The following is a 5,013-nucleotide window of genomic DNA, read 5'->3' as shown; positions in this document are numbered from 1 at the left end:
TGGCCTTCGTCGGCGCAAGAAGAAAGCGGCCTGATCGGGCCTCACAAACAGCAGCACCTTGCGAAAGACGCCCCGCCTTTGGTGGGGCGTTTTGATGCCGCACATGCTGGCGAGCGTTAGAAATATTTTAATCTTATGGAGGTAAGGTTGCGGTGATTGTGATCTGACCTTGCCGCCAGACTTGGCACGCCTTATCAAGACTTAGAAGCTGCTGGATGCATTACTAGCGGTAATTTTAGTATCGTAGCATTATTCTGGAAACGCGTTTCACTCCATTGAATAAGATTGGGTAAATTGTCAGCCTTGCCTGAAATTGCGGATCTTGCGTTTAAATCTGGAGATGAATGTAGCCCGCATGCAATATCGAAGGCACTAGGTATTCCATAAAGGTATCCTTGGAATGCATCTGCGCCAGAGTTTTTTGCCATTTGAGCCTGCTCTTGTGTCTCTATGCCCTCAACCACCACATCTCTACAGACTGCACGGCTCAAAGAAACTACTGAGTAAAAGAAATCTTCTCTACTTTGACTATCGCCAGCAGATCGAAGCAGGCTTCCATCGATCTTTATAGAGTCAAATTCCGTTGCAGTGAGGTAGCTGATCGCTGAGAACCCTGTCCCAAAATCATCAAGAGCAACTTTGACTCCGGCTGATCGGATTTCCCTAATGCGGTCAAGGATCGCTTGCTGATCTCGGATCATGACATTTTCTGTAAGCTCGATCTGAATCCTCGCAGTTTCTATACCTGCGCGGTTCAAGCGTAGGAGAAGGTCTGATACAAAGTCCGGCTTCATGAGCTGCAGCGGTGAGATGTTTATGCTCGCACAGACTGTCTGAGTGGTTGCGAGATCCGCCAGAACCTTATCGATAATGATCCATCCCAGCTCCGAGATCAGCCCTGTCCGTTCCGCGACCCGGATAAACTGATCCGGACCGACAGCACCAAGGATCGGGTTGGTCCAGCGTGCAAGAGCCTCTACTCGCAATGCCCCGTTGTGGTTGGCAGGTATGATTGGCTGGTAAACGACACGGAACTCGTCCGGATTGCGTAGAGCTGCCCGCAACCCTTGCTCAAGAAGAAGGGTCGATTTGTCCGCAAGATCCATGTCGACGTCATAGATGCCGATGCGCTCTTCCAGAGCCGATTTTCCGCGCCGAAGCGCCAGATCAGCCTTTCGAAGGGTTTCGTCGACGTGTTCGCTAAGAACATGTGCGGCGATGCCTGCCGAGAAGCTGAGATGAACGCTTTCGCCACGAACTTTCACCGGCTTGGAGCAGCGCACTTCAAGAACTGCGAGGAACGCCTGTGCTCGTTCCGCAGCTCCGGAGCCCCGAACAATGGCACAGAACTCATCACCCCCAAGGCGTGCAACGAAGGTCTCGGCATCTGCGCACAGCTGAAGCCTTTCCGAGAAATCACGAAGGACGCAGTCGCCGACAGCATGACCCAATACGTCATTGGTTTGCTTGAGCCGGTCGAGGTCCATCATGACAAGCGCAAACTCGCTCGCAACAGTAGTTGGTTCGACTTGAACCGCTTCATTGAATGCTAACCGGTTAGGCAACCCCGTAAGAGCATCCGTCCGGGCGAGCTCTCTTGCTTCCACCTCCCGCAGGATGAGTTGTCTTGCATTCCTGAGGACCAGCCAGGTTGCCAAAGTAGCCAGTGCCACAAAGGCCGCAGCCACAATTGCTATAACAGGAGCCAATTGCTCCACCAAAGCCATGCCAGGCCGAGCGGCTTTCCATATGAGGTGCAGAGTGTCTCTGCCAGTAACATCTGTCAGCGGCATTGAAAGGTATCCCGGCTTCGGGCCGGTAGTAATCTGGAGGTCACTGATGCCGGCATCCTGCTCTATTACAGCCAAGTCCCGGCTAGAGAGATGGCGGCCGATTATTGTCACTGCAGACGCCTTGACAGTGTCGCGGGTAACAATCTGGTCTGGGTCCGGAAGCAAATAAGAAGCGGTCATTATTACCGCTCTCCCGCCTTCTACAGCGAAGAAATCTACTGATGGCCGAGTTTCATCTTGGTCCTCTAAGGCCATTAGCGCAGAAGAAATTGTTTCGACGGAGAAAATCAGACCTCCTGGGCTGCGGCTGCCATTCTCAATCCATGATACAGGACGTCTAAAAGGACCACCAAACATCATGGCAAGCTCAAAGATTTCACCTTGGTTAGCCGTTATCCCATAGTTGTTTGCAATAAATTCAATATCACCTCGCCATGCGGCAGCATAGACATCGGTCCAATTGTTGTAGTCTTTAGAGAAAAGGCGCACATGGGTTTGGAGAGACGCTAAGCCCTCTTTGACTCTGTCGCGACTGTTAGAGGCAGCCCCAGCATCAAGACGAGAAGCAATTTGCTGGAAAGTATAAAAGCCACTTCCAGAAAAGATGATGACACCGATCAGCATAAAGAATAGAATCTGTCTCGGTAAGTGGTAGGATTTTGGCTGCGAAGTCACGACATGTACTCCTCTAATACCAATCCATGTTCCCGGATGGGTTGAAATCCGAGCACGTGAACGACACGATAATCGCAGGTGAGTTCAGTCCCTTTTTTCAAGTTGCGGGCAGCCATCATTGTGTCGCCATGATCACTTAACGTTGGATCGTCGGCGTGATTCATGAAGTAATCGCCGTCACTTCCGAGCACGAAATGTTTTTTGTCAGGGTACCACTGAGCGTGATTGATCACGTCTTTTCTACGTTGACAAGTCAGGCTCCTGAACTCATCAAGGGTGATAATAAGATCCCACTTTGGGTTATAACGCCACACCAGGTCGCCGACACGGAGATCTACTGCAGAAAAAACTCCCATCCCATGGATGTCGCTTCGGGCGATGTAGTATGGGATAAGAAGCATCAGTCTTTCAGTCCTTATAAGCAAGAATAGCGCACAGGGCGAAAAGACCTGCGATGAAGTCGCGTGCAGTGAGAGCCTCGCGGAAGACGAGCAGGCTCATCAGGAAAAGCGCCAGAATAGTGCCTGTGCTATAGACAATGCCGATTTGCGCAAGCGATTGGGTTTTCATCAGATGCATCCAACCAAATGCTGGAAGAGCATAAAGGATCACTCCGACAAGCAAGTGAGGAGAGAAGAAATTCTCCTTATTGGAAGCAAGCTTCAGGACGTAGTCTCCGGCGATTGTTGCTGCAATGACCGCTGCAATGATAAAGGGCTGATTCATATAGTTTCGCCTGATTCGATACCTGGATTGATGCGTGTCTCTTGTCTTAATTTCCGCATATTAAAGTTAAGATGAGGTTAAAAAATGTTGCTCTGTAGAGGTGTAAGTAGAGCTAGGCATTGTGCTTAGAGGTGGTTCGAGAAATCTGAACAGCCGGGATAAGTGGATTTTCCGCGCAACGGCAGCATGATGCTGCGAGTGAGGAGAAGACCATGACAAGACGACCGCGCGAGGTGCCACAGCCCGGCATTCAAGGCGAAAGTGGCTGTAGTGTCACCCGAACTGACAAACCCCCTGACGAATCCTAGAACTGACCCCCTCGGATTTTCTGAGAGGAGGGACAGATGAGGAGCGCTGCTTCAGAGTTCCTGGCACGATCAAGGTCGATGCGGGGGGAGGAGATGCCTGCATGGCCCATGTGCGGCGCAAGTTCGTCGACATCCACCGATCACAGGGCTCACCTATTTCCGAAGAGGCCATTGGCCGGATCGCCCAACCCTACGCTGTCGAGAACGAAGCCAGAGGGTCCCCGCCAGATCGTCGCGCAGAACTCCGACGGGCTCATGCTGCCCCGGTCTTCGATGAACTCGAACAATGGCTGGCCGCGCAGTTGACCAAGATCTCGGGAAAATCACCACTCGCGTCTGCCATACGCTATGCCCTGGCTCGCATGGAGCGAACGCGCTCCTACTTGGAACACGGGATCCTGGAGTTGGACAACAATGCCGCCGAACGTGGCATGCGCAGCGTCGCCCTCGGCAGGAAAAACTACCTCTTCGTCGGCTCCGAGGCAGGCGGCAAGGCCGCAGCCATCGCATACAACCCTGATTGAAACAGCCAAGCTAAATGGCGTCGACCCACAGGCTTGGCTCGCCGACACCCTTGCGCGTATCTCGGATTACAAGATCACCAAGGTCGATGAGCTGCTGCCATGGCACTGGAACGGGTAGCGGTCAGACCGGACGCTTACGTTTCTTCTGCCTGTCCGTGTCTTTCTCCACTGCATAGGCTTTGGCCCGCTCTGCAAGAGCTGGAAGCCATGCAAGAACTTCTTCCAAGGTAATTTCTATCTTCAGAGAAGTTCCGCGATCTTCACCTACTGTTCCGACAACTGTCATCTTTCCTTTTCTCGAAACGAACAGACCAGCTGCTTTCACTGGTATCTCTTTTTTGAGGTTTCGCCGTTGGTAGGCAGAGAACTGAAGGCCGTTCGGCGTTTTTGCATTGGTGTCCATGTGTGCTTTCTGCTTTGTCCGTAATGCCCAAAAAATGACAAAATTCGCCTTATTCTGCGGTTTGATTTCCTGCCAATCTGACAGTTCGGGCGGACTGTAGCAGGATATGAAATTTGGCAGCGTTACACTTTCTGCCCTTGTTGCCGGTGCTGGCCACTGGCTGGCCTGGCTCTTCTGCGGGCGTCTGGCGGCGGCGCAGCCGCACCTGCGGTCGCTCTGCTGCCCTGCCTTATCCTACGGGCCGCTGTGCGGGCCGCTGACGGGCGCAAGGCGTTCCGGCATGACCCCCACCAAAACAGCAGGACAGCATAAGGCCTGCTGGCAGCTCTCTGCGAGGTGCTGCGGCTTGTTTTGGCCGGTACAGTGTTCCTCCGGCCTTCTTTCTGCTCACCAGCCAATAGCTTTCAACCTAGTGCTGGTAGTGCTGGCGTAGGCTGACAGGGTTCTTTGCAGCTTGCTGCAAGGGGTGTCAGCCGGGTTTGCCTGACCATCTGCCCGAAGGGCAGCCACAGGCCAGTCAGGCAGGGGGCCTCTAACCTGTCTTAAAAATCAACTATCTATTGGGCACCTCGATTTTTGACCGC

General features: G+C 52.8%; 6 protein-coding genes. 2 read left to right on the top strand and 4 right to left on the bottom strand.

Going from position 1 to position 5,013, the window contains the following annotated elements; genetic code table 11:
• Window positions 1-194 precede the first annotated feature (194 nt).
• From CK944_RS21370 to CK944_RS21360, 3 genes are read right to left on the bottom strand one after another with little or no spacing between them, the layout of a single operon-like run.
• Window positions 195-2,417, bottom strand: coding sequence for a bifunctional diguanylate cyclase/phosphodiesterase (locus CK944_RS21370; RefSeq protein WP_103175069.1), 2,223 nt, complete (start codon window positions 2,415-2,417; stop codon window positions 195-197).
• 47 nt (window positions 2,418-2,464) lie between these two features.
• Window positions 2,465-2,869, bottom strand: a complete 405-nt coding sequence (locus CK944_RS21365) for an SET domain-containing protein-lysine N-methyltransferase (RefSeq protein WP_103175068.1) — start codon at window positions 2,867-2,869, stop codon at window positions 2,465-2,467.
• Window positions 2,870-2,876: 7 nt separating this feature from the next.
• Complete coding sequence (locus CK944_RS21360) at window positions 2,877-3,194, bottom strand: transporter (protein WP_103175067.1); 318 nt, start codon at window positions 3,192-3,194, stop codon at window positions 2,877-2,879.
• Window positions 3,195-3,603: 409 nt separating this feature from the next.
• Here CK944_RS21360 and CK944_RS21355 point away from each other — a divergent pair, with 409 nt between their 5' ends.
• A complete protein-coding gene (locus tag CK944_RS21355; RefSeq protein ID WP_103175066.1) occupies window positions 3,604-4,026 on the top strand; it encodes a transposase in 423 nt (140 codons plus the stop codon).
• Entirely contained in the window at window positions 3,917-4,144 is a 228-nt protein-coding gene (locus CK944_RS21350; RefSeq protein WP_239986203.1) for a transposase domain-containing protein, read from the top strand. The genes CK944_RS21355 and CK944_RS21350 overlap by 110 nt, the downstream gene beginning before the upstream one ends.
• 3 nt (window positions 4,145-4,147) lie before the next feature.
• On the opposite strand, the gene CK944_RS23050 is transcribed toward CK944_RS21350, so the two are convergent.
• Window positions 4,148-4,429, bottom strand: coding sequence for a hypothetical protein (locus CK944_RS23050; protein WP_146038747.1), 282 nt, complete (start codon window positions 4,427-4,429; stop codon window positions 4,148-4,150).
• Window positions 4,430-5,013: the final 584 nt, after the last annotated feature.

The organism is Paracoccus sp. SY, assembly GCF_002901215.1.
In the GTDB taxonomy this organism is placed as follows: Bacteria; Pseudomonadota; Alphaproteobacteria; order Rhodobacterales; family Rhodobacteraceae; genus Paracoccus; species Paracoccus acridae.
This window is presented reverse-complemented; position numbering and strand designations above follow the sequence as displayed.